General features: G+C 70.3%; 21 protein-coding genes and 2 pseudogenes. 11 read left to right on the plus strand and 12 right to left on the minus strand.

The features are described 5' to 3' along the window. Positions 1-90: 90 nt before the first annotated feature. From VZF99_RS15590 to VZF99_RS15620, 7 genes and pseudogenes are all read left to right on the plus strand, one after another. On the plus strand, positions 91-2,184 hold the full coding sequence (locus VZF99_RS15590) for a fructose-specific PTS transporter subunit EIIC (protein WP_407335295.1): 2,094 nt from the start codon (positions 91-93) through the stop codon (positions 2,182-2,184). A 61-nt stretch (positions 2,185-2,245) separates the two neighbouring features. Further along, positions 2,246-2,503: an HPr family phosphocarrier protein gene (locus tag VZF99_RS15595; protein WP_067713081.1), complete on the plus strand. Its 258-nt coding sequence runs from the start codon at positions 2,246-2,248 to the stop codon at positions 2,501-2,503. Beyond that, positions 2,500-3,411, plus strand: a complete 912-nt coding sequence (locus VZF99_RS15600) for an NAD(P)H-binding protein (protein ID WP_407335296.1) — start codon at positions 2,500-2,502, stop codon at positions 3,409-3,411. Before VZF99_RS15595 ends, VZF99_RS15600 begins: the two co-directional genes overlap by 4 nt. A 146-nt stretch (positions 3,412-3,557) precedes the next feature. Beyond that, the gene (locus tag VZF99_RS15605) at positions 3,558-4,772 is read left to right on the plus strand and encodes a 12-oxophytodienoate reductase (RefSeq protein WP_407335297.1); all 1,215 of its coding nucleotides are present in this window, start codon (positions 3,558-3,560) and stop codon (positions 4,770-4,772) included. Between the two features lie 73 nt (positions 4,773-4,845). After that, the gene (locus tag VZF99_RS15610) at positions 4,846-5,343 is read left to right on the plus strand and encodes a carbonic anhydrase (RefSeq protein ID WP_120285556.1); all 498 of its coding nucleotides are present in this window, start codon (positions 4,846-4,848) and stop codon (positions 5,341-5,343) included. Positions 5,344-5,527: 184 nt separating this feature from the next. Continuing rightward, positions 5,528-5,665: pseudogene (locus VZF99_RS15615) on the plus strand (DUF308 domain-containing protein); the annotation flags it as partial. Between the two features lie 52 nt (positions 5,666-5,717). After that, positions 5,718-5,999, plus strand: a complete 282-nt coding sequence (locus VZF99_RS15620) for a hypothetical protein (RefSeq protein ID WP_407336160.1) — start codon at positions 5,718-5,720, stop codon at positions 5,997-5,999. A 209-nt stretch (positions 6,000-6,208) separates the two neighbouring features. Here the strand turns inward: VZF99_RS15620 and VZF99_RS15625 are convergent, their stop codons facing one another. The 6 genes from VZF99_RS15625 to VZF99_RS15650 all read right to left on the minus strand — a co-directional run bounded on the left by VZF99_RS15625 (position 6,209) and on the right by VZF99_RS15650 (position 12,735). Continuing rightward, positions 6,209-7,633: an MFS transporter gene (locus VZF99_RS15625; protein ID WP_120285558.1), complete on the minus strand. Its 1,425-nt coding sequence runs from the start codon at positions 7,631-7,633 to the stop codon at positions 6,209-6,211. A 263-nt stretch (positions 7,634-7,896) separates the two neighbouring features. Continuing rightward, positions 7,897-8,460: a dihydrofolate reductase family protein gene (locus tag VZF99_RS15630; protein ID WP_253002759.1), complete on the minus strand. Its 564-nt coding sequence runs from the start codon at positions 8,458-8,460 to the stop codon at positions 7,897-7,899. A 123-nt stretch (positions 8,461-8,583) separates the two neighbouring features. Beyond that, positions 8,584-9,975 carry an NAD(P)/FAD-dependent oxidoreductase gene (locus VZF99_RS15635; protein WP_120285560.1) on the minus strand — a complete coding sequence of 464 codons (1,392 nt, stop codon included), beginning with the start codon at positions 9,973-9,975 and terminating at the stop codon, positions 8,584-8,586. Positions 9,976-10,092: 117 nt separating this feature from the next. Beyond that, positions 10,093-10,785 carry a phosphatase PAP2 family protein gene (locus VZF99_RS15640; protein ID WP_407335298.1) on the minus strand — a complete coding sequence of 231 codons (693 nt, stop codon included), beginning with the start codon at positions 10,783-10,785 and terminating at the stop codon, positions 10,093-10,095. A gap of 31 nt (positions 10,786-10,816) precedes the next feature. After that, a complete protein-coding gene (locus VZF99_RS15645; protein WP_407336148.1) occupies positions 10,817-11,521 on the minus strand; it encodes an ABC transporter ATP-binding protein in 705 nt (234 codons plus the stop codon). Positions 11,522-11,682: 161 nt separating this feature from the next. After that, positions 11,683-12,735 carry an FtsX-like permease family protein gene (locus VZF99_RS15650; protein ID WP_407335299.1) on the minus strand — a complete coding sequence of 351 codons (1,053 nt, stop codon included), beginning with the start codon at positions 12,733-12,735 and terminating at the stop codon, positions 11,683-11,685. 167 nt (positions 12,736-12,902) lie between these two features. Between VZF99_RS15650 and VZF99_RS15655 the strand changes: the two genes are divergently transcribed. Both VZF99_RS15655 and VZF99_RS15660 read left to right on the plus strand, forming a co-directional pair. Next, positions 12,903-14,207, plus strand: coding sequence for a sensor histidine kinase (locus VZF99_RS15655; RefSeq protein WP_407335300.1), 1,305 nt, complete (start codon positions 12,903-12,905; stop codon positions 14,205-14,207). Continuing rightward, entirely contained in the window at positions 14,204-14,836 is a 633-nt protein-coding gene (locus VZF99_RS15660; protein WP_154830046.1) for a response regulator transcription factor, read from the plus strand. The genes VZF99_RS15655 and VZF99_RS15660 overlap by 4 nt, the downstream gene beginning before the upstream one ends. Here VZF99_RS15660 and VZF99_RS15665 read toward each other — a convergent pair. From VZF99_RS15665 to VZF99_RS15680, 4 genes and pseudogenes are all read right to left on the minus strand, one after another. After that, positions 14,784-15,113: pseudogene (locus tag VZF99_RS15665) on the minus strand (MFS transporter); the annotation flags it as partial. The gene VZF99_RS15660 and the pseudogene VZF99_RS15665 sit on opposite strands and share 53 nt — an antisense overlap. Positions 15,114-15,897: 784 nt before the next feature. Further along, on the minus strand, positions 15,898-16,887 hold the full coding sequence (locus tag VZF99_RS15670; protein ID WP_407336149.1) for a phosphotransferase family protein: 990 nt from the start codon (positions 16,885-16,887) through the stop codon (positions 15,898-15,900). Positions 16,888-16,910: 23 nt separating this feature from the next. Further along, positions 16,911-18,134: an acyl-CoA dehydrogenase family protein gene (locus VZF99_RS15675; RefSeq protein WP_120285567.1), complete on the minus strand. Its 1,224-nt coding sequence runs from the start codon at positions 18,132-18,134 to the stop codon at positions 16,911-16,913. 30 nt (positions 18,135-18,164) lie between these two features. Continuing rightward, positions 18,165-18,842 (minus strand): HAD-IA family hydrolase, encoded by a 678-nt coding sequence (locus VZF99_RS15680; protein ID WP_120285568.1) that lies wholly within the window; start codon positions 18,840-18,842, stop codon positions 18,165-18,167. A 55-nt stretch (positions 18,843-18,897) separates the two neighbouring features. Here VZF99_RS15680 and VZF99_RS15685 point away from each other — a divergent pair, with 55 nt between their 5' ends. Continuing rightward, positions 18,898-20,289: an MFS transporter gene (locus VZF99_RS15685; protein ID WP_120285569.1), complete on the plus strand. Its 1,392-nt coding sequence runs from the start codon at positions 18,898-18,900 to the stop codon at positions 20,287-20,289. Then, complete coding sequence (locus VZF99_RS15690) at positions 20,286-21,095, plus strand: enoyl-CoA hydratase-related protein (protein WP_120285570.1); 810 nt, start codon at positions 20,286-20,288, stop codon at positions 21,093-21,095. Before VZF99_RS15685 ends, VZF99_RS15690 begins: the two co-directional genes overlap by 4 nt. 97 nt (positions 21,096-21,192) lie before the next feature. Here the strand turns inward: VZF99_RS15690 and VZF99_RS15695 are convergent, their stop codons facing one another. Together VZF99_RS15695 and VZF99_RS15700 are read right to left on the minus strand one after the other, a co-directional pair. Then, on the minus strand, positions 21,193-22,155 hold the full coding sequence (locus VZF99_RS15695; protein WP_120285571.1) for a phosphotriesterase: 963 nt from the start codon (positions 22,153-22,155) through the stop codon (positions 21,193-21,195). A gap of 253 nt (positions 22,156-22,408) precedes the next feature. Further along, on the minus strand, positions 22,409-23,710 hold the full coding sequence (locus VZF99_RS15700) for an MFS transporter (RefSeq protein ID WP_244200829.1): 1,302 nt from the start codon (positions 23,708-23,710) through the stop codon (positions 22,409-22,411). Between the last annotated feature and the right edge of the window lie 13 nt (positions 23,711-23,723).

A 23,723-nucleotide genomic window follows, 5' to 3' on the forward strand; every position in this document is an offset into this window, starting at 1 on the left:
CGGCCTCCCACCCAGCACCCTCCCAACCCAGCACCCTCCCAACCCAGCACCTCTCAAACCAGCACCCTCGGAAGAACACGGAGCACGGCAATGAACCAGCCGATCATCGAGACCGCCGCGGTGCGGCTCGACGCCGACCTCGGCGGCACCAAGCAGGAGGTGATCCGGGCGCTGGCCCGGACCCTCGTCGACGCCGGCCGGGCCGACGACCACGACGCGCTCGTACGCGATCTGTTCGCCCGCGAGGACAAGGCGGCCACCGGCATGAAGGGCGGGATCGCGATCCCGCACTGCAAGTCCGAGGCGGTGTCCGCGCCGAGCCTGGCCTTCGCGCGGCTCGACCCGCCCGTCGACTTTGGCGCCAAGGACGGCCCCGCCGACCTCGTGCTGATGATCGGCGCCCCCGCCGGCGGCGGCAAGGACCACCTGAAGATCCTGGCCACCCTCGCCCGAAACCTGGTGCGCTCCGAGTTCGTGGACTCCCTCCGGTCGGCCGCCACGCCGGACGAGGCGGTCGCGGTCATCGAGGGCGTGCTCAGGCCGGAGGAGAAGACCTCGTCGTCGTCCTCGACCCCCGGTTCGGCAGCGGGCGCGGCATCGGGCGCGGCATCGGGCGCGGCGCCGGCCCGGGTGGTCGCGGTGACCGCCTGCCCCACCGGCATCGCCCACACCTACATGGCCGCCGACTCGCTCGCCCAGGCCGCGGAGGCGCGCGGCGTCGAACTGCACGTGGAGACCCAGGGCTCGGCCGGGGCCACCCCCCTCGACGCGGCGGTGATCGACGCCGCGGACGCGGTCGTGTTCGCCACCGACGTCGGGGTGCGCGACCGCGGCCGGTTCGCCGGCAAACCCGTCGTCGAGTACGGGGTCAAGAAGGCCATCGACGCGCCCGACCAGGTCCTCGACGAGGCGCTGGCCGCGGCCCAGGACCCCCGGGCACGGCGCGTGTCGGCGGACTCCGGCACCGCCGACGGCGGCTCCGGCTCGGGGGGCGGGTCCGGCTCCGACGAGCACTGGGCTCGCGGCCTGCAGCGCGCCGTCATGACCGGCGTGTCGTACATGATCCCGTTCGTCGCCGCCGGCGGGCTCCTGCTCGCACTGGGATTCCTGTTCGCCGGGTACGACGTCGCGTTCGTGTGGGAAGAGCTCGCCACCGGGTTCTCACTCACCGACCTGCCCGGGGAGGTGTGGTACCTCGACGGCGAGATCGTGTCCGCCGGGACCGCCGGGGCCGAAGCCCTCACCCACTCCGGGCTGCGGCTCTACATGGGAGCCGTGCTGTTCGCGATCGGCCAGGCCGCGATGGGCTTCATGATCGCCGTGCTTTCGGGCTACATCGCCTACGGCCTGGCCGACCGTCCCGGCATCGCGCCGGGCTTCGTCGGCGGTGCGCTGTCGGCGACCCTCGGTGCCGGGTTCATCGGTGCGCTCGTCACCGGCATCCTCGCCGGCTACCTCGTGCGGTGGATGACCACCTGGAAGACCCCGCGGTGGCTCGCCGGCCTCATGCCGGTGGTGCTCATCCCGCTCATCGGTTCGCTGGCGATCGGCCTGCTGATGTTCCTGCTGCTCGGCCGTCCGCTGGCCTCGCTGACCTCCGCCATGGAGTCGTGGCTGGGTGGCATGACCGGCTCCTCGGTGATCCTGCTGGGCGTCATCCTGGGACTGATGATGTGCTTCGACCTGGGCGGGCCGATCAACAAGGCGGCGTACACGTTCGCCACGGCCGGGCTGGTCGCCGACAACCCCGCAACGCTGCGGATCATGGCCGCGGTGATGGCCGCCGGCATGGTTCCGCCACTGGCGATGGGCCTGGCGACCGTCGTGCGCAAGCGCCTGTTCAGCCCGGTGGAGCAGGAGAACGGCCGCGCCGCGTTCCTGCTGGGCGCCAGCTTCATCACCGAGGGGGCGATCCCCTTCGCCGCCGCCGACCCGCTCCGCGTCATCCCGTCGATGATGGCCGGTGGCGCCGTGACCGGTGCGCTCATCATGGCGTTCTCGGTCGAGTCGTACGCGCCCCACGGCGGGTTGTTCGTGGTGTTCGCCATCAACCCGGTCTGGGGCTACCTCCTGGCCATCCTCGCCGGCACCCTCGTCGCGTGCGCGGCCGTGGTGGTCGCCAAGACCACCCGCCGCGAGCCCACCCCGGCCCCGGCCGCCGCAGCACAGCCGGTCGCGGCCTGACACCAGAACCTGCACGATGACGGGGGAACCCCCGGCCACCGGAATACACAGAGGAGACACCATGCCCAGCACCACCGTCACCGTCGGATCGGCCGAGGGCCTCCACGCCCGCCCCGCGGGGATCATCGCCGAGGCCGCCGAGAAGTACGAGACCGACATCGAGATCACCTACGACGACGAGGAGGCCGACGCCGCGTCCGCGATGCTCATCATGGCGCTCGGCGCCGAGAAGGGCGCCACGGTGACCGTCAGCGGAGAGGACGCCGACGCGGTGGCCGAGATCGCCGCGCTCATCGAGCAGGATCTCGACGCGGAATGACCGTCCTGGTCGTGGGATCCGGCGGGTATCTCGGCTCGCGCCTGGTACCCGCCCTGCTCGCCCGTGGTCACCGCGTCCGGGCCGGCGTCACGGACCCCGGCCGTGCCGCGACGCACCCCTGGTCCGATCGGGTCGAGACCGTGCGCTGCGACGTCCTCGACCCGGCGAGTCTCGCGGCGGCCCTCGACGGGGTCGACGAGGTGGTCTACCTGGTCCACCGGATGGGCGGCGGCGCCGACTTCCGCCGCGAGGACGCCGAAGGCGCGGAGGCGATGCGCCGGGCGATGGCCGCCGCCGGCACGGAGCGGTGTATCTACGTCTCCGGACTGGCCCCCTCGGGGGACGACCGGCTGCCGCTCTCGCAACACATGGCGTCGCGGCTCGAGGTGGAATCACTGCTCTCGGCCGGGTCCACGCCCGTGTTCACGCTCCGGGCCGGGGTGATCCTGGGCGCGGGCTCGACGAGTTTCGAGGTCCTCCGCACGCTCTGCGAGCTGCTCCCCGTCCAGCCGGTGCCCCGATGGATGCGACACCGGAGGGTCGAGCCCGTCGCCGAGCGGGACGTCGTGGAGGCCCTGTGTCACGCCCTGGACGGAGAGCCCCGCACCGGCCACGCGGACCTCGGCTGCGGGGAGGCCCTGACCTACCCCGCGCTGCTCGCGCGCTACTCCCGCATCGCCGGGCTGCCGACGGTGCGCCTCCCCGTGCCCGGGGTGCCGTGGGACCTCGTCGCCGCCGGACTGGCACCCCTGGTCGATCAGGACGGGGCGACGGTCAGCGCGCTGATCGAGAGCCTGCAACACGACATGGTGGTGGGTGATCCCGCCGCGGGGCTGCTCCCCGGGGACTGGGAGATGACGGGGATCGACGAGGCGATCCGGGTCGCGCTCGCGGACGCCGCAGGCTAGGTGGGATGTCCAGCGCGGCCACCGCCGATGCGACATCCGCTGACCCGCTTAGGTAACCTCGATCACAACTGACACTCGTCAATCCGCGAGAGTCTCGAGATCGAGGCCCGAGACGACCGCCCGAGGAAACAAAGAGGTCGCGCATCATGACGTCGCGTATCGCCACCCCGCCGGTCGCCCCGGGCCGTGAGGCCCTGTTCCGTCCCCTCGAGGTCAGGTCGCTGCACCTGGCCAATCGCCTCGTCATGTCCCCCATGACCCGCATGGGCTGCCCCGACGGCCTGCCGGACGAGGTCAACCGCGACTACTACGCCGACCGGGCCGCAGGCGGAACGGGACTCGTGGTGACCGAGGGCATCGGCGTCGACCACCCGACCTCGGTCGACCATTCGTGGATCCCCCGCCTCGACACGCCGGAATCCGTATCGGCCTGGCGTGTGGTCACCGACGCCGTCCACGCCGCCGGCGGCCGGATCATCGCCCAGCTCTGGCATGTCGGCCCGCTCTGGGGCGCGAACGCCCGCTTCGACCGGGCCCACCGCGACCGGCTGATGGAGATGCACCCCATGCGCCCGTCCGGCCGGTGGGGAACCCCGGGCGTCACCACGTACTCCGAACGCAGCGTCGCCCGCTGGTCGCCCGAGGTCCCGCCGATGACCGACACCGACATCTCCGAGGTCATCGACGCATTCGCCCGCTCCGCGCGCCTGGCGATGGAGGCCGGATTCGACGGCGTGACGCTGCACGGCGGCCACGGGTATCTGCTCGACGCGTTCGTCTGGGCCGACACCAACCGCCGCACCGACGACTGGGGCGGTGACCTGGCCGCACGCAGTCGCTTCCCCGCCGCGGTCGTGTCCGCCGTCCGCGCCGCGCTCGGCCCCGACGCGCCGCTGTTCTACCGCTTCTCCCAGCACACTCAGCAGGACTACACGGTCCGCAAGGCGACCACTCCCGACGAACTGGGCGTCTACCTGGGCGCACTCGCCGAGGCCGGGGTCGATCTGCTCGACGCCTCGACCAGGCGGTTCAGCGACGCGGCATTCCCCGACCTGGGAGGTGACGACGGCGAGGTGACCCTGGCCAGATGGGCCCGCCGGCTCACCGGCCTGCCGTCCGGCGCCGTGGGCGGGGTGGGGATCGGGACGTCCCTGCGCGAGCAGAAGTCGGGCAAGCCGGCCATCGCCGCGGACAACATCGATGCGGTCGTGGAGTGCATGGAGCGCGGCGAGTTCGACCTCATCTCCGTGGGTCGTCTGCATTTGGCGGATCCGTCGATCGCCGAGGTCCTGCGCACGGCCGGGCCACTGCCGGAGTTCGTGCGCGAGGTGCACGAGATGCCGTTGCGCTCCCCCGCCTGACCCGCCGCGCCGGGTTTCCGGCAGCGCGAGACGAATCCTGGCCGGACCGCCGAAACGGGACTAGCCTTCGGCCATGACCGTCACCGACGAACTGCTCGAGGCCGCCAAGGCCTACCAGGCCGACTTCGACAAGGGCGACCTGCCCATGCCGCCCGGGCGGAAGATCGCCGTGGTGGCCTGCATGGACGCCCGTCTCAACCCGTACGGCCTGCTGGGCCTGACCGAGGGCGACGCGCACGTCATCCGCAACGCCGGTGGGGTCGTCACCGACGACGTCCTGCGCTCGCTGACGATCAGCCAGCGCCTCTTGGGCACCGAGGAGATCGTCCTGATCCACCACACGGACTGCGGGATGCTCACCTTCCGCGACGACGACCTCAAGGACCGGATCGAGTCCGACACCGGCCAGCGGCCCCGCTGGGCGCCGGAGTCGTTCCCCGAGCCGGAGGCCGACGTGCGCCAGTCGATCGCCCGCGTCGAGTCCGATCCGTTCCTGCTCCACGCCACCGCCGTCCGCGGCTTCGTCTACGACGTCGGCACCGGCGAGCTGCGCGAGGTCGCGCGCGACTGACGACACGGCACGGGAACTCCGTACGACCGAGATCGGGTAAGTCCAATATTCGTTCACTTTTGGTCGAACCTCCCCCTCCAACCCGATCGGAGCCCCCGCCGTGCCCGCACCAAGTCACGCGTCCGCACCCACCCGCACCGTGAATCCGTTTCGCGTCGCGTTGTTGATCGGCGGCCTCATCGCCGTGGGCTTCGGCATCGCGGTCCTGTTCTGGCCCGTCAAGACCGCCCTCGCCGTGACCGGGGTGTTGGCCGTCTACGCGATCGCGGCCGGCATCGTCTACATCGCTGTGGCGGCCGTCGCCAGGTGGCAGAGCACGGGCAGCAGGATCGGCCACGCCCTCCTCGGAGTGCTGTTCATCCTCGCCGGCGCCTATGCATTCGCCTCTCCAGGAGTCGGCGGCGTTCCTCGCTCTCTTCGTCACGGTCATGATCGGCGTGATGTGGATCGTCGAGGGTTTCACCGCTCTGTTCACCCTCGGCGAGACCGGGTCGAGCGCGGTGACGGTCATCTTCGCGATCATCTCCGTCCTCGCCGGATTCGCGCTGCTCAGCACCCCGGTGTGGGGCGCGGGGTTCCTCTGGTGGCTCTTCGCGATCTCCCTCGTCGTCCTCGGTGTCCTCAACGTGGCCCGCGCTTTCCCGCTGAGGAGTTGATCGGCGGCCGCGCACCCGGCCCCGCCGGGTGCCGTCGGTGACAACCTCGTCGTCGTCGTCGCCCCCACCCATCCGCGACCGCAACCATCCAGACGACACGAGACCCCGGGACCACATCGGTCCCGGGGTCTCGTATCGCGGGGTCGTGCCTTCCCGGGGTCTTGCCGTCGCGGTCGGGGCGGCCCCGCGGGGTCAGATCGACCGGGTACTCAGTTCGTCCGGATGCCGGACTCGTCCGAGTACATGGACGTCTTGCTGGTCTCGGGGGCAAGGACCAGCGAGATGATGGTGAGCACGCTCAGGCCGACCAGGTAGTAGCCGACGTAGGCGACCGAGTAGTTCTGCACCAGCCACACCGCGACGAACGGGGTCAGCGCCGCGCCCAGGATCGCGGAGAAGTTGTACGCCACTCCCGAGCCCGTGTAGCGCGTGTGGGTGGGGAACAACTCGGGAAGCACCGCGGACATCGGCCCGAAGGTCAGCCCCATGAGCATCATGCCGACGCACAGGAAGAGCAGCATCCGCACCACGTCAAGGTCCTCGCCCGTACCCATCGCGTCCGGGTCGAGCCACCAACCGAAGCTCAGGCCGAACAGGATGATGGCGGCGGTGACGCCGATGAGCATCCGACGGCGCCCCAGCTTGTCGGCCAGGAGGCCGGCCACCGGCACGAACGCGGCGAACAGGACGATCGCGATCACCTGGATGATGAGGAACGACCGGTACCCGTAACCGAGCCCGCCGGCGTCCGCGCCGCCGATCGCGAACGACAGGATCCATGTGGTCATCAGGTAGAACAGGCCGTACGTGGCCAGCATGATGAACGTGCCGAGGATGATCTCCCACCAGTTCCTGCGGAACACCTCCGAGACCGGGGTCTTGACCCGCTCGTTGTTGGCGATCGCCCGGGCGAAGACCGGCGTCTCCTCGATGCGGAGCCGTACGTAGAGGCCGACGGCGACCATCACGATCGACAACAGGAAGGGCAGACGCCAGCCCCACACCAGGAACGGGTCGCCCAGTTCCGCGGCGGTGGAATCGTACGAGAACCAGATCGTGAGCAGCAGGAAGATGCCGTTGGCGAGGATGAAGCCGAACGGCGCGCCGAGCTGCGGCCACATGGCGGCGAACGCGCGCTTGCCCGGTTGCGCCGTCTCGGAGGCCAGGAGCGCCGCGCCCGACCACTCGCCGCCCAGGCCGATGCCCTGGAAGAAGCGCAGGATCGTCAGCATCGCCGGGGCCCAGAGACCGATCTGGTGGATCGTCGGCAGCAGGCCGATGAGGAACGTCGCGATACCCATGGTCAGCAGCGCGCCGACGAGGGTGACCTTTCGGCCGAGACGGTCCCCGTAGTGACCGAAGACGATGGACCCGAGCGGCCGCGCGATGAACGCCGTACCGAAGGTGGCCATCGAGGCCAGCAGAGCGGTGCCGGAGTCACCGCCTGCGAAGAACAGCAGCGGGAAGACCGACACCGCGGCCGTCGCGAAGATGTAGAAGTCGTAGAACTCGATCGTGGTCCCGATGAGCGAGGCGAGGATGATCCGGCGCCGGGGCACCGGCTCGGCCGAGATCGTCTCGGGGACCGCGGTACCCGTCCCGTGGGGCCCTGTGGACCCGTCCGGCGTTGCCATGTTCCTCCTAGGGCGTCTGAACGGCGCATCTACTGTCGACCACCGACCGTCGACCGCGACAAGCGTAGGCGGCCAGGTGATGTGGGTCACCCTGACCGGTGGTGGCTGTGCACGTGGCACAGATCAGCCCGTCGATTTTCGCGATCGTTGCGCACGGTGTCCAATCCCTCCCCCGCCGCCGGGGCGTGCGGGGGTGGTGCGGGTGATGCGGCGTGCTGGCGAGGCGGCGCGCAGGGGTGGCGCTGGTGATGCCGTGCGCCGGGTCAGCGCGTCCGGTAGTGGGAGTACGCGGTCCCGCCGGCGAAGACGCGATGGGCGGCGAGCTCCAGGTCCAGCGTCGTGTCCGGGGGCAGCGCGCGCAGTCCGCCGCCCACGACCCTGGGGACGACGAACAACCGGAGATCCGAGACCAGCCCCGCGCGGATCGCCGCGCCGGCCGTGGTGGGTCCGAAGATCTCCACCTCGCCCGGCGCCTCATCGACGATGCGGCGCAGAGTGTCCAGGTCGAGTCGCGGGACGAGGCGATCACGATCGGAGACGAGGTCGTTCGCGGTCATCGACGAGGACACCACGGTGCGGGGGATCGCCTTCCACCTCTCCGCGAACTCGTGCTCGTCGGGGCTCCACGAGTCGTCCACCGGTGGCGACAGCCAGTACTCCATCAGTTTGTACGTCCGCCGGCCGAGCACCTCGTGGACGACGGGCCCCAGGCGTTCCACGTGGAACCGGAACACCTCGCCGCTCGGGGCGGACCAGTTGAAGTCGCCACTCGCGTCCGCGGCGTACCCGTCGACAGAGACGGTCGCGGTGTAGGTCAGCGTGCCCATGGCCGTCCTCCAGCCCTTGTCCGTGATGTGGGCGGTCGTGATGAGGGCAGTGTAGTGCCGTGCCCAGGTTCCAGACTGAGCGTTTCCCGCGATTCGGTGTCCGGGGCCCGCGGCGGCGTCGGGTCAGTCCGACACCGCGCGGTCGGCGTCCCGACGCTCCCGCTCCTGCGCCTCGGCGATGGCCTGACGTGCGTAGACCCACCGGGCGGTGGAGTTCAGGTGCGAGCGGTGGTCACCGATGTGCAGTCCCCAGGACAGCAGGGTGATGACGCGGTTCCGGAAGCCGATGAGGAAGGCCAGGTGCACCACCAGCCACAGGACCCAGGCGAGGAAGCCGTGGAGCTCGAGCGGCCCGATCTTGGCCACCGCGCTGTAGCGCGACACCGTCGCCATCGACCCCTTGTCGAAGTACTTGAACGGCGGGCGCTCGGACGGGGACCGTCCCCCCTCGACCTCGCGGACGATCTGCTTGGCGACGTACTTGCCGCCCTGGATGGCGACGGGGGAGACACCCGGCAGGTTGTCGAGGTTGATCATGTCGCCGATCACGAAGATCTCCGGGTGCCCGGGCAACGAGAGATCCGGGTTCACCAGGACCCGGCCCGCCCGGTCCACCTCGGCGCTGGTCTGGTCGGCGAGCATCTGGCCCAGTGGGCTCGCCTGGACCCCGGCCGACCAGATCTTGCAGGTCGAGTCGATCCGGCGGAGCGATCCGTCGGGGTCCTTGACCTCGATTCCGCTGTAGTCCACATCGGTCACCATGGCGTTGAGCTGGATCTCCACACCCAGTTCCTCCAGCCGCCTGCGGGCCGCGTTGCCGAGCTTCGGTCCGAAGGGCGGCAGTACAGACGGGGCGGCATCGATGAGGATGATGCGGGCCCGGCCCGGGTCGATCCGGCGGAAGCTGTTCTTCAGGGTCCGCTGCGCCAGCTCCGCGATCTGCCCGGCCATCTCCACGCCCGTGGGACCGGCGCCGACCACCACGAACGTCAGGAGGCGACGACGTTCCGCGTCGTCCTCGGTCACCTCAGCCTGTTCGAAGCAGCCCATGATCCTGCTCCGCAGCTCCAGGGCGTCGTCGATGGACTTCATGCCGGGAGCCCAGCGCTCGAAGTGATCGTTCCCGAAGTAGGACTGGTTGGCACCGGCGGCGACGACGAGACTGTCGTACTCGAGCTCGAAGTCCACGTGCCCGGCGGTCGCATGGACGGTCCGCGCGGTCACGTCGATCCGGTCCACCTCCCCCAGTGCGACGGTGGCGTTCTCCTGATCGCGGAGGACCAACCGGGTGGAGGGAGCGATCTCCCCGACGGACAGGATCCCGGTCGCCACCTGGTACAGCAGGGGCTGGAAGAGATGGTGGCCGGTCCTGGCGACCAGCGTGACGTCCACGTCCGCCTTGTCGAGGGCGCGGGCGGCGGCGAGGCCTCCGAAACCCGACCCGATGATGACGACGCGGTGGCGACGATCCGCCGGGGCCTGAGCACCCGTCACCGGATGAGAGTTCATGGTCATGGTGCCTCCTCGACCCACTACTGTCCGGGTTCCGAGCCCCGCGGGGCCCACTCCCGCCGATCCTAGACCGCCCGACCGGGCCGGGGTCCCGAGCCGCCGAACCGTGCCGGACCGGAGTCAGACCCAGTCCGCGAGCGTCGGCGCGTATCGGCGGAGCACGCGGGTCACGAGCAGCAGGATCACCACGAGGATCCCGACCCACAGCACGGTCAGACACCAGCCCGCGAGGACGTCGCTGGGGAAGTGGACCCCCAGGTAGACGCGGGACGCGCCGACCGCGAGGACGTAGACCACCGCCACCGCGAGCGCGGCCCACCGGTACCGGCTGCCCCAGGTCAGGACGACCAGCGGCGCCGCGAGCGACATCGACCCCATCGCGTGCCCACTGGGGAAGGAGAAGGTGTTCTCCGCCGACAGGTGCTCCCAGAAATCCGGGCGCGACCGCTCGAAGGCCGGCTTGTAGGCGACGTTGAGCCTGGACGACCCGTACACCGCGGCCAGCACGAGGAAGGCGCCCCCGAACCTGCGCAGGACGCACAGCAGCAGCGCGATCACGACGGAGGCCGCGAGCACGAACTGGCCACCGAGGTAGCTCGCGGTCTCCGCCGCGGCCGTGAGCCAGGGGGTCGTGGCCCCGTGCACCCACATCATCACCGGCCGGTCCAGGGAGACGGTCTCGTCGTCGGAGACGGCGAACGCCAGCTCGGCGAAGACCGCCAGGAGGGCCAGCAGGAACCCGGCGCCCGCCGCCGGTGCCCTCCACCGGGACGCCCCGGTGGAGGGCCGGGTGTCGCCGTCGTCGATGGTCATCGCCCCAGCGTAGGGACGCGGACCGGGAAAATCAGGAAAAACTACTGCCGGGCGCCGCGGTGGTGATCGCTCCGTCGACCAGGTGGACCTGCGCGTCGCACCGGGCCGCCATCGTGGCGTCGTGCGTGACGAGCATCAGCGCCACGTCGAGCTCACGCGCGGTACCGAGCAGGAGGTCCATGACGACCCGACCGGACGCGGAGTCGAGCGCGCTCGTCGGCTCGTCGGCGAGCAGGAGCGACGGCCCGCTCATCAGCGCGCGCGCCACGGCCACCCGCTGCCGCTGCCCGCCGGACAGCGCCCCGACCGACCGGTCCGCGGCATCACCCAGGCCCACCACGCCGAGCAGCTCGTCGGCGCGCTCGCGGGCGTGGAGCCGTCGGGCGCGGGACGGCCGCGACCCCAGCCACACCATGGCCTCGAGCTGTTCCCGGGCCGTGAGTGACTCGATGAGGTTGGCCTGTTGGAACACGATGCCGATCTCGCGTCGGCGCAGCTCGGCCCCCCGGCGCGCGTCCACCGCGGCCAGGTCCACCGCCCCGCCCCCGGTCTCCAGCCACACGTGCCCGGAGTCCGGTCGGGCGAGTGTCGCCGCGACGGCGAGCAGGCTCGACTTCCCCGATCCCGAGGGCCCGGTCACCGCGAGGCTGCGGCCCCGCCCGATCGAGAGCGAGACGTCGTCGACGGCAGTGACCCTGCCGTGGCCGTCGGGGAAGGTCAGGACGACGTTCTCCATCCCCAGGGCGGTCGGGACGGGCGCGGTGGTCACGGGGGCATCGTGGAGGGCGGTACGGGTCAGTGCGGTACGGGGCATGGCGGTTCTCCTGGTGGTGGGTCGCGGTGAGGACGCCTGGGTCGACGACGACGAGGTGAAGCAGGTGCCGGACTCGGAGCCGTTCATCGGGCCGCCCCCAGTGCCGAGTTGGGGTCGGCGGTCAGCACGGGCCGCAGCGAGATGGCGGCGCCCGCGAGGCCGAGCACGGCGAGCAACGCGGCCGGCACGAGGGTGGTCCCGGCCGAGACGACGAACGGCACGGTGCCGCCGACGGCCAGGCCGACCAGGGCGGCGATCCCGACCCCGCCCACGACGCCCACGGCCAGGACGACCGCGGCCTGGCCGACCGAGTCGCGGACGACCGCGGCGGTGGACGCCCCGAGCGCCTTGAGCACGGCGACGTCACGTCGGCGCTGCATCCCCCAGACGGCGAAGAACGAGCCCACGACCAGAGCGGTGACGGCGAGGAGCATGGTGGTCATCGTGCTCAGCGAGGTGTTCTCGGCCCGGTGCGAGGGCAGCGCTCCGACGAGTCCATCGGAGTCGACCAGCGTGAGGCCGGCCTCGGCGGCGACGGCATCCGGGTCGGCGCCCGCCGCCACGGCCACGGTGGTGGCCGCCCCGCCGCGCGGAGCGAGCGAGTGCCAGGTGTCGAGGTCGGTGACGACGACGGGGGTGTGCGAATGCCAGAGATCACCGGTGTGTCCGGCGACCGCCAACGCGCTGCCCCCGAGGCTGATCACGCCGACGTCGGCGCCCACCTCGTCGTCGACACCGTCGGAGACCAGGACCTCCCCCGGCGCCGGTGGCGCCACCGACCCCACCTCGTCGGCCAGTCCCACTGCGACGACGGAGACGCCGGTCTCGGTGCCCTCGTCCAGGGTGATCCGGGCGAGTCCCACCGGGACGGCCGACGGGTCCCCGGCGGCCACGGCGGCCACCTGGTCGGCGGTGAGTGCGGCGCGGTCGAGGTCGACGGCGCCGGAGTCGTCGGCGGGGAGGACGAAGCCGGAGCCGTCCGCGCCGAGCGCCCGGAGCGCGGACACGCTCTGGTGAGCCAGCCCGGCGGTCAGGCCGAGCAGGCCCGCCACCAGGACGGACAGCATCAGCACGACGCCCGTGATGAGGGCGAAGCGCCACCGCGCCGTGCGGAGCTCGCGGAGTGCGAAGAACATGGGGTCCCTTTCGTGGGGTCTGCCTGTCGTGGGGTCTGCCTCCAGGCTCGTCCCGCCGACGCCGCACCGGATCGGCCACGAGGGTGGTTCCGCGGCGTCGAACGGTGGGGCCGGCCTCCATCGTTCGATGGATGCCGGGTGCCCCACCGGCGACTAGCGTCGACCGGGTGATCCCCGCGCCCGCGTCCGCCGCCGCGCCTGCCCCGGCGCCGACCACCGCCGCCGAGCTCCCGCCCGAGTCGGCGGGGGTGCGTGCGGTGTTCGCGCAGCTCCAGGTGGCGCTGCACACGTTGGTGGCCGCACTGCTGGCCCTCACGTTGGTCAGCGCGCACCGGGACACCTCCGGCATGCCCGATCCGCCGGCGGTCGCCGCCGCCGTGGGGTTCACGGTCGTGTACGTCGCGGGGACGGTGTGGGCGCGCCGTCGCCCGACGACCGCCGCCGTCCGGGCCGGTTGGCTGGTCGCGGTCCTGGCGTTGTGGGCGTGCCTGGTGGTCCGGGTTCCCGAGGCCGCCTACCTGGTATTTCCTCTGTTCTTCCTGGTCCAGTTCCTGCTCGGCGTGTGGGCGGGCACCGCGGCGGTGGCGGCGCTGGCCGCCGTGGCGGTCATCGGCCTGGGCCTGCATCACGGGTTCACTCCCGCCGGGGTCATCGGCCCGACGGTGGGAGCGCTCGTGGCCCTTGGCCTGGGGGCCGGTGTGCGGGCACTGCACCGCGAGTCCCAGGCCCGGCGGGAGGTGATCGCCGAGCTCGTGGCCACCCGCTCGGCGCTCGCCGCGCGGGAACGGGAGGTGGGCCGGGAGGCCGAGCGCGCGCGATTGGCCGGGGAGATCCACGACACCGTCGCGCAGGGGCTCGCGAGCATCGGGATGCTGTTGCACGCGGCCGAGCGCACCGCGCCCTCGAGCCCCGCCGTCGACCAGATCCGTCTGGCCCGCGAGGTGGCGGGTGAGAACCTCACCGAGACGCGCAGGCTCATCGCCGCCCTGCGGCCCGCGCCGCTCGACGGCGTGTCGCTGGCCGGGGCGCTGGGCCGTGTGGCCGCGAGGTGCCGGGCCGAGAATCCCGGGCTCGAGGTGTCCGTCACCACCGGGAACGCCGGCGAGCACGCCACCGAGTCCTCCACCGAGCCCTCCACCGAGCCGCCGGCGGAGCTCGCCGCGGTGCTCGTCCGGGTGGCGCAGGAGGCCCTGACGAACGCCGTGCGGCACGGTGCGCCGCAGCGGATCACACTGACCCTGTCCGGCTCCCCCACCGCCGTGGTCCTGGAGATCGCCGACGACGGCCGCGGCTTCGACGTCGCCGCCCCGCGCACCGCCGCCTCGTTCGGGCTCGACGGCATGGCGCGGCGGGTGGGCGACCTGGGCGGGCGGTTCGAGGTCGACTCCGAGCCGGGATCGGGCACGGTGGTCCGCGCCGTACTGCCGGTGCGGGAGACGGCGCCGGGGACCCGGTTGGGAGACGAGAGATGACGACGACGAGGACGCGTGTCCTGATCGCGGACGATCACGCGGTGGTGCGAACCGGGCTGCGTGCACTGCTCGCCGCCGATCCCGCGATCGAGGTGGTCGCCGAGGCGGCGGCGGCCGGCGCCGCCGTGGAGCGGTGCCGGATCGGGGACGTGGACGTGGTGTTGATGGACCTGCGGTTCGCGGGGGATGCCACCGCCGGTGTGCTGGCCACCGCCGCGATCCGCGACCTGGCCGACCCCCCGCAGGTGTTGGTACTGACGAGCCACGACACGGACGCGGACATTCTCGGCGCCATCGAGGCCGGGGCCTGCGGTTATCTGCTCAAGGACGCCGGCCCTGACGAGCTGTTGGGCGCGGTGCGCGCCGCCGCCGACGGCGAGAGCGCGCTGTCCCCCACTGTCGCCGCGCGGCTGATCAGCCGGATGCGCGACCCGCGGCCGGTGCTGACCGAGCGGGAGGCGGAGGTCCTGCGCGCCGTCGCCACCGGGGCGACCAATCGGCAGGCCGCCGCGTCACTCCACGTGTCGGAGGCGACGGTCAAGACGCACCTCGTCCACGTCTTCGACAAGCTCGGCGTCACCTCGCGGACCGCGGCGGTGGCGCGGGCACGTGAGCTGGGCCTGGTGTGAGGGTCTCGTACATGCGGATCGCCACGGCGGCCGCCGACACCGCGCTGACCACGGCGGCGGCCCACACCGCGGCATGCATCCCCATGGCGTCGGCGGCGATTCCCCCGAACACCGCGCCGACCGCGTAACCCAGGTCGCGCCACACGCGGTAGACCCCGACGGCTCGTCCCCGCCACACGGGGTGGGCCACGTCGCCGATAGCCGGCAACAGCGTCGGATAGACCATCGCGGTCCCGGCTCCCAGGATCACGGTCCCGACCGCCCACGTGCTGAATCCACTGCCGAGGACTGGACTGTGGACCCACTTGGTGAATATGCCCCCCGGTCAATCCGAGATGCCGATCCAGCCCGATAGCGCAAAGCTTCGGCGGAAGCTACTGCCGGGCACGGCGAAAATTGAGACTGCCAACCGGGGCAAAGCGATAGATGAAACCGGCCGTGGAACGAATGCCGGGCCTACGCGAATATGGTTTGCCGTCAATTGTTCACCTATCGGGTTCCCATGGTTTTGTGGCGGTCCACCGAGGCACACTTCGCGAGGTCCGCCCGTTGGGTAGCGCTAGTTCGCATTCGGCCTTGACCCTGCCAGACGAGAATCGCAGCGAGAGGTGCGGCACGGCCAACGCGGGGGGCGGGTCCGAGTATCCGGTCCACCATGATCACCGCCCACGGCATCCAGGCGGCACTGCACCAGGTGTGCGGTACCCGGCGGCGACTTGAGGTGATCGACCGTCCACGCACGAGCTTAAAAACCCTCGCGACCCCGCAGATGTCCTCAACAGGCTATTCGCCGCAGTCGCGACGGTGTCTAAGAGTCGAGAGGGGAGAGCGCCCAACGTAATCAGCGCCCAACGTAATCATTGACGACCTCGTGCCATCCCGGCGCGGCCTTCACCGCTAGCGGCCGTCTGATATTCGGCGGCATCTCCAAACGGTGCCGTACACGTCTTGAGCGGACACCTAAGTGCCAGGCCCGCGGTGAGGGCGATACCGATACCAGGCGGGCAGAGTCACGAGGTCAGCCCTGAAGGGGCAGCCACTCCTCCCTGCCCGCCCTCAATCTAGTCCGCTTCGTCGAGCACCGTGTGCGCGCAGGTCACGAGCTCGTCAACCGCCCCCGCCGGTATCTGCCCCATCGCCGTGAGGTTTCGTGAGTCGTCGAGCTGGCGCCGGCGGACCCCCTCGAGGATGATCGCAAGCTTCCACAGGCCGAGACCATGCCAGAAGGGCACATCCGAGACATCGCGCCCCGACACCTCCGCATAGTGCTCGACGAGCTCGGTCCGAGTCGCGAAGCCAGGCACGGTCGAGGCATCGAATCGCATCGTGGGCGGGTCCCCCGCCTGGGGCCAGTAGGCGAGCAGGGTCCCGAGGTCTGCAAGCGGGTCGCCGAGTGTGGCCAGCTCCCAGTCGAGGATCGCCCGCACCTGCGCGTCGTCCGGGTCGACGATGACGTTGCGTAGATGGCTGTCGCCATGCACGAGGGTGATCTCACCGGGCGCCGGCTCGCGCTCGCGCAGCCGGGCCGTCAGCCGGTCGAGATCGGCGAGATCGCGGGTGCGGGAGAGCTCCCACTGCCCGCTCCACCGGCGCAGCTGGCGCGCGGCGTAAGGCTTGCGGCTCGCGAGGTCGTCGAGACCGACTTCCTCCAGGTCGACAGCGTGGATGCGTGCCAGGGTTTCCGCCAGAGACAGCCCCACAGCGTGCCGAGCAGCCGCGGAGAGCCGCTCCGCATCCGCTCGATCATCGAGCACCAGCCCGTCGACGAAGGACACTACGAGTACCGGACGGTCGGCGACCGCCGGGGCCTCGCACAATCCGTGGACGACAGGCAAGGGCACCCGCGTGTCCTGGAGAGCCGAGAGAATCCGGTGCTCCCGCGCGACATCATGCGCGGAGGCGAGGATCTCGCCCATCGGTGGACGGCGTAACACCAACCGGCGACCCCTGACGTCTGTCGCCAGGTAGGTCAGGTTGGACTGACCCAAACCCACACGTTCGTAGGTCAACGGCTGCTCGACCTCCACTCGCTCGGCGAGCCACTCCGTCATCGCCTCCGTGTCGATGCCCTCGATCACTTCTTCCGCCCCCACTCGGGATCGCGCCGACGGTACTCGCGACGCGCGATGGTCATCTTGTGCACCTCGTCCGGGCCGTCCGCGAGGCGAAGGGTGCGCATGTGGGCGTACCAGAGGGCGAGCGGGAAGTCGTCACTCACGCCACCGCCGCCGTGGACCTGGATGGCGCGGTCGATCACCTTGAGCGCGACCGCGGGGGCCGCGACCTTGATTGCCGCGATCTCCGTGCGCGCCACCTTGTTGCCGACGGTGTCCATCATGTGTGCCGCCTTCAGGGTGAGCAGGCGGGCCATTTCGATCTCGATGCGCGATTCGGCGACCCAATCCATGATGTTGGCCCGGTTCGCCACCGGCTCGCCGAACGTCACCCGCGACTGTGCTCGGTCGATCATCAGGTCGAGAGCACGCTCGGCCACACCGATCGCGCGCATGCAGTGATGGATACGACCCGGGCCGAGTCGTGCCTGGGAGATCATGAAGCCATCCCCCTCGCCGGCGAGAAGAGCGGAGCGGGGCACGCGCACATCGGTGAACGTCACCTCCGCATGACCTTCCCGATCCATGTACCCGAAGACCGGGAGACCGCGTTCGATCTTCACCCCCGGGGTGTCGAGGGGGACCACCATCATCGACTGCTGCCGGTGAATGGGGGCGTCTGGATCGGTTTTGCCCATGACGATCATGACCTTGCAGTTCTTGTGCAAGGCGTTCGACGTCCACCACTTGCGCCCGTTGATGACGTACTCGTCACCATCGCGCTCCATGCGGGTCTCGATGTTGGTCGCGTCGGAGCTCGCGACGGCGGGCTCGGTCATGGCGAACGCGGAGGCCATCTCGCCCGCGAGAAGCGGCCGCAGGTACTTCTCTTTGTGCTCCTCGGTGCCGAAGAGGGTGAGCACCTCCATGTTGCCGGTGTCCGGGGCGTTGCAGTTGATGGCCTCGGGTGCGATCTCGAGGCTGCGGCCGGTGATCTCGGCGAGGTGCGCGTACTCGAGGTTGGTCAGGCCCGGCCCCCACTCGGGGTGCGGGTGGAAGAGGTTCCACAGGCCCTGGCTGCGCGCCTCGGCCTTGAGGTCCTCGAGCACCTGCGGCTGGTGGTTGGCATCACCGGAGGCGCGCATCTGCTCGCGGTAGACGCTCTCCGCGGGGTAGACGTGCTCTTCCATGAAGGTGAGGAGACGGTCGCGGTAGTCCTGTCCGCGTTGGCTGAGCTCGAACATCGTGGTCGTCCTTGTCTGGAGGTGTGCAGGTCAGGTGGTGACACCGGACGGTGCCGGGAGGGAGAGGGCCTCGTGGACCCGGGGGATCGTGTCCTCGGCGGTCCGGTGGTGGATGCCGCGGATGCCGAGGCGGGCGGAGCCGGCGAGGTTGTGCTCGAGGTCGTCGACGAGGACGCACTCGTCCGGGTCGACGCCGAGCCGGTCGCAGGCGATGCGGTAGATCTCGCGGGAGGGCTTGCGCACGCCGACCTGGCCGGAGACCACGCTGACGTCGAAGAGTTCCTCGAGGTCGACCCGGGCGTAGCAGTCCCGCCCGAGGGAGTTGGAGACGAGCGCCACCGGCGTGCCCGCGGCGCGGACCCGGCGCACCAGGTCGATCATCGGCAGGTCGAGTTCGAGGTGGGCGGCCAGACGGGCGAGCAGGCCCCGCGCCTCGACCCGGCCGCCCGCCTCGACGAGCGCCGCGGCGAAGGCATCCTCGAAGCCCTCGTCGTCGAGCCGGCCCACCTCGTGCTCGACGAGTGCGCGGCGGGCCCCCTCGTGGGTGGCGAGCACGCCGAGCGCCCGGTCCGGTTCGAGCCCAACGTCGGCGGCAAGCGCGCGGAAGGCGGTGCTGATCGGGACGGTGAGCACTCCCCCGAAGTCGATGAGCAGTGCCTGGACGGGGCGCGCGTCGGACGGGGTCGACTCCGGTGACGTGGACGTCATGGCGTGGCTCCTTCGGTACTTCGTGGTGACAACAGGTATACTTGAATTCAGATTCATGTTCAAGTCCCGGATCGCCGCTACCCGAGGAGCCACCATCCCCAGCGCCAGCCTGCCGTCGACGCCACACCGCGGGGCGCTCGCCGGCGCCCTCGCCGTGCTCTTCGGCGTGACCGGCCTCGGCAGCGCCGCGGTCGCTGTCGCCCTGCCGGCGATCTCCGCGGACCTCGGCCTGACGACGGGGCGTGCCGCGCTCGTCGTCAGCTGCTACTCGCTCGCTCTCGCCGTCGGCAGCGCGATCTTCGGGCGGCTCGGCGACCTCTTCGGCATCCGGCTGCCCCTCATCATCGGGCTGTCGGTCATGGTGACCGCGGCCTGCGCGGGGTCGCTCGTCGACTCCCTTCCCGCCCTCGTCGCCACCCGGACCCTGCAGGGCCTGGGTGCAGCCGCCGTCCCGGCGCTCACCATTGCCGCGATCCAGGCGCTCTTCGCCGGTGACTCGCGAGCCCGGGCCATGGCTACGTACTCGGGAGTCGGCGCGACGATCAACGTCCTCGGACCGGTCGTCGGCGCCCTGCTCGTCGACCCCTTCGGCTGGCGACCTGTCGTCGCCATCCCGCTGCTCACCCTGCTCGTCGTACCGCTCGTGTGGCGCGACCTGCCGACGCAGCGGCAGCAGGGCGCGACCCTCGACCCCGTCGGGGCGGCACTCGTCGGCGGGGCGGCCATCGGCGCCGTGCTGTCCCTGCAGGCAGCGACCCTCGGCCCGGTCGTCGCGGTCGCCGGCGGGGTGCTTCTCCTCGCCTGCGCGCCCACCGCCGTCCTGCGCTCGCGCAGGCGGCCGCACGGCGTCGTCCCCGCCGCCCTGGTCCACAACCGGGCCGCCCGCCGGAGCCTGCTCACCGCGGCGAGCCTTCCGGCGGCGTGGTTCGGCATGCTCGTCACCGTGCCGACGGTGCTCATCGCCCACGGTTGGTCGGGCACTGCGGTGGGGATGCTACTGCTGCCCTGCGCTGCGCTAGGCCTCATCGCTCCGCGCATCACCGGGCCGGCGCTCATCAGGTTCGGCGCGGCGCGCAGTCAGCTACTCTCCGCGATCGGCACCACCCTGGCCATCGTCCTGGCCGCGTTCGGGGCCGACCGGGTCGACGCCCTCGCCCTCATCGCCGCCACGCTCGTACTCATGCTCGCCTTCGGCCTGGGCCAGCCGGCGATGACCGCGCTCGTGGCCGACTCGGTTTCCGTGCACCACCGCGGTGGGGCGCTCGGCCTGCTCACTCTGATCTTCCTGCTGGGCGGCAGCCTCGGCGCCGCCGCGGTCGGTGGCCTCGGTGAGGCCATCAGCTTTCCCCGCGCCCTGCTCGTCCTGGCCGTCCTCCCGCTGACGGCCGCCCTCGCCTTTACCCGTCCACTCCCGTCAACCCGACCACGACCCCAGGAGAACCCATGACCACTACCGATCACGTCCTGTACGAGCTGACCGACGGCATCGCGACGATCACACTCAACCGGCCCGACCGGCGCAACGCCATGTCCGTGCCGATGATCGAACGGCTCGGCGAGTTGCTCGCCAGGGCCGACGAGGATCCCGCCGTGCGCGTCCTCGTGCTCACCGGCGCGGGGCGCTCCTTCTGCGCTGGCGGCGACGTCCAGCAGTTCGACGAGAACGGCGGAGAAGGGGGCGGCGCGAGCGAGGTCGACCCCACGGCGGTCGCCGCGCAGCTGCACCACCAGGAGCTCACCGTCGGGCGCCTGCACGCCTTCACCAAGCCGACGATCGCAGCCCTGCCCGGCGCGGCCGCCGGGGCCGGCCTCGGCCTGGCACTCGCGACCGATCTGCGCATCGGAACCCCGCGAACCGTCGCCGCGACGGCTTTCGCCGCGGTCGCCCTGTCCGGCGACTTCGGTGTCGCGTGGCTGCTCGACCGGCTCGTCGGTCCTGCGCGCGCGCGTGAGCTGATGCTCCTGAACCCGCGCCTCGACGGGCAGGCCTGTCTCGACATGGGCCTGCTCACGCGGCTCGTCCCCGAGGAGGAGCTCGCACAGGCGACCACCGAGCTCGCGACCCGCCTGGCCCACGGTCCGGCGCTGACCCTGGCGCACATCAAGAGCAACCTGCGCGAGGCCCCGCACCAGACGCTGTCGGAGTCGATGGCCGGCGAGGTCCCGCGGCACAAGGAGTGCGGCCTGACCGACGACCACGTCGAGGCGGCCCGCGCCTTCGTCGAGAAGCGCCCCCCGGTCTTCGTGCACTGACTGCTACCAGATTCCAGCCCCGCCCCGCCTGAGTCGGGGCGGGGCGGGGCTGGACGTATGCGCCAGTCACTCGGCGTCACCGCAGTAGCGGAATGGATCACCCTTCGAAGTACGCGCGCGGATTCTTGATGAGCATCGTGTCTATGTCGTCCTGTGACGCACCGCCCTCGAGGAGCGCGGGGATGACGTCCTCACTGATGTGCCGGTAGTTCCAATGCGGGACCACCTGGCGCTTGGCTTCGGGGTCGAACCAGTCGATGAAGCACGCCGCATCATGTGCGAGCACCATCCGCTCGGCGTAGCCGCGGCGCAGCATCTCCAACACCGTGGCCACCCGATCCTCGAAGGGTAGGAGTACGTCCAGGCCAAACCGATCCATACCTAGGTAGGAGCCCGCGTCAGCGACCTTGCAGAGGTAGTCGACGTCGGTGGTGTCCCCACTGTGGCCGATCACGACCTTCGACAGGTCGGCGCCCTCTTCGGCGAGCACGCTCTGGGCCACAAGGCCCGAGCCGGTGTGTGGGTTGGTGTGCACCGTGATCGGAGCACCACTTTCGGCGCTGGCGGCACCGACTGCCCGCATCGCCCGCTCGACGCCCGGGGTCAGACCCTGCTCTTCGATGGCGCACTTGAGGAAGCCGGCACGCACGCCCGTGTCGGCGATGCCGTCGCGCAGGTCTTTGAGGAAGAGCTGCGTCAGCGGCTCAGGGACGTCGAAAAGGAGACCGGGACCCGTGTAGTGGAACTGGAAGGGGATCTCGTTGTACGTGTACAAGCCGGTGGCGACGACGATGTTGACGTCGACCTGTTCGGCTACCCGCTGCACTCGAGGTAGGTAGCGACCCAGTCCCAGTACGGTCGGGTCGAGGATCGTGTCGATTCCCAGGTCGGGCAATTGTCCGAGTTCTGCTACCGCCTCGGCGACCTTGGCATCTTCGTCCCAGTCGTCTTGGTAGTTCTCCCGGTACTCCTCCCCCAGCACGAAGATGTGTTCGTGGGCCAGCACTCGGCCGAGATCGGCGGAGTCGATATCCCCTGTCACTGTCGGGACGGTCGCCATAGCTTTCTCCTTCGGGATGTCAGGTGTTACGAAGCGGTACTTGAATGCGGATACAGGCGCTGGTCGAGCCTGGGTTTCCACGAAGATCGCACCCGCGGCCCAGGACTGTTGCCCCATCGCCGGGCAAGTGGGGTGTCAGGGTTCGCCTACGAGAACGCGGACGAACCGCCTGCCAGCAGGCCCCGACTGGCGATGTCGGACTCTGGCAGGCGATTCACTTCACCGAGCCTGATCGGCGCGAGATCAGACCGGGTCAGAGCGCGTTTCCGGGAATGACCACGGGCTCTTCCTTCTTGTGCTCGACCACTTTCTGCGTCGGGTTCTCACTGTCGTGGCGCTCGAGCAGCTTCCTCAGCAGGGGGACAAGCAACAGTCCGAGGAAGGTCGTGCCCACGACTACCCACAGTCCGGAGGACGGTGAGCCGGTTGCCGTCTCCGCAAGACCGAAGGCGTACGGCCCCACGAAGGCACCGGTGAGTCCGATGGTGTTGACGAAAGCCAGTCCGGCAGCGGCGGCGACTCCCCCCAGGCGAGCCATGAGGACGGACCAGTAGAGAGGCTGAACCCCCACGATGAAGAGCATGGCCGCGCTGAGGATGAGCATCTTGGTCACCGGATTCCCGACCAAGATGAACAGCAACGCCAGGACGATCGCGGCCGCGGTCGTGATGCCGATGAGCCGCACCTCCGTGCCGGGATTGCGCTTGAGTACACGGGGGATGAACACCACGCCGATGACGGCACCGATGCCGACGACGCCCGAGATGAGTCCGATCATGAAGCTGTCGGTCACATTCATCGCCTCGACGATCGAGGGGACGAAGAAAATGACGCCGTAGGTCGCAATCTGGTTGATGAAGTAGATGCCCGCGATGGCCAGCAGGAACGGCTTGGACATCGCAGTACGGACGATTGCGCCCGGGTTCGACTCCTCGACCTCGTTCCCGACGGCGCGGCGAGTCAGTTCGCGCGCCTCCTCCGGTTCGAGCCATGGTGCCTTCTCCGGCGAATTGGGCAGCGTGATGTACAGGATGACGCCGAGGATCACAGTCGGGATGCCTTCGAGTATGAAGAGCCACTGCCAGCCGTGCAGACCCGCGATGCCGTCCATTTTCATGAGTGCACCACCGATGGGGTTGGCGACGATGAACGCGACGGATGAGGCCGTGAGAATGAGGCCTACAGCCGTGGCGCGATCCTTCTGCGCGAACCAGGTGGTGATGAGGTACATGATTCCGGGGTAGAGACCAGCCTCGGCCGCGCCCAACAGTAGACGCAGGATGTAGAAGGTCATGGGGCTCGAAATGAACATCATCGCGATGGTGATGAGGCCCCAGGTGACAGCGATGCGGCTGATCCACACCTTGGCCCCGATCCTGTGCAGGATCAGGTTGCTCGGCACCTCGAGGAACGCGTACGTGATGAAGAACAGGCCCGCACCGAGCCCGTACGCAGCTGCGTTGATCCCTGCGTCGATTTCCAGCGCGTTCTTGGCCAGACCGACGTTGGTCCGGTCGACGAAGGCCATGAAGTAGGCCGCCATGAGCAGGGGCACCAGTCGCAGGAAA

Source organism: Dietzia kunjamensis (assembly GCF_045689975.1).
Classification (GTDB): Bacteria; Actinomycetota; Actinomycetes; order Mycobacteriales; family Mycobacteriaceae; genus Dietzia; species Dietzia kunjamensis.